Below are 729 nucleotides of genomic sequence, written 5' to 3'. Positions count from 1 at the left end.
TAATTGGGGCGCGTTTTTCACTTCAGAATCCGTAATGCCATGAATAACGACAGACTCCTCATTAAGCTCTCGGTTCGGATTTACAATCCAATGCGCTGAACCACTGCACTGCACTCGGTCAATCGTAAACGGCACAAGACCAATGGTAAGAATGGCATCCTCTTCTGCATTTAAGCCCGTCGTTTCAAAATCTACCGAGACAAACGGCACCTCTTTTAATGGCGTATCCCCATTCACCATAGGAGTCGAATAGTATCGCTTCAACCGTTGATCTTGCGCTTGCTCTGCCAACTGCTCAAACAATACTGACCACTCCGGCGTTTGCGAAGTATCGAGCAGCGGTGTACTCGCCTTACTTTTTGCCAACCACATCATTTACTGCTTCTTTGGTAGCGGAACTTAATGAAGTTCTGCGCATTGCTTAGAATTTGGAATGCCGCTTTCAGATTACGACGTTCGAAATCGGACATGTTTTCTGGCTCGATGTTGTTATCCGGCTCGTCGCCATTTTCAATATCCAAGGCTTGGTGACGGATTCGAACCATGTAGATAAGCTCCATCGCATCTCGCAAGTCCATTCCTCGCCCTTTTGGCAGGATCCCAGCGTCATTAATGTCGTCTAATCGATCAAACGAGTTTTGCGAGCGCGAACCAATCGCCAACGCATGCACTCGAATCAAATCTGCCAGCGGCGCGGTACCGCGTCGTTTAAGGTTGATAGAGTTGCGA

The 729-nt window shown here is 48.0% G+C and carries 2 protein-coding genes; both read right to left on the bottom strand.

Annotated features, from left to right (window positions below):
• On the bottom strand, positions 1–375 hold a 375-nt coding region (locus R7O13_RS26760), incomplete at its 3' end, for an exonuclease domain-containing protein (protein WP_318305193.1).
• On the bottom strand, positions 372–729 hold a 358-nt coding region (locus R7O13_RS26755), incomplete at its 5' end, for a putative nucleotidyltransferase substrate binding domain-containing protein (protein ID WP_318305192.1). The genes R7O13_RS26760 and R7O13_RS26755, both read right to left, overlap by 4 nt.

This window comes from Vibrio sp. Y176 (assembly GCF_033438945.1).
The sequence above is the reverse complement of the archived record's forward strand: the minus strand, read 5'-3'. Positions and strand labels throughout refer to the sequence as shown.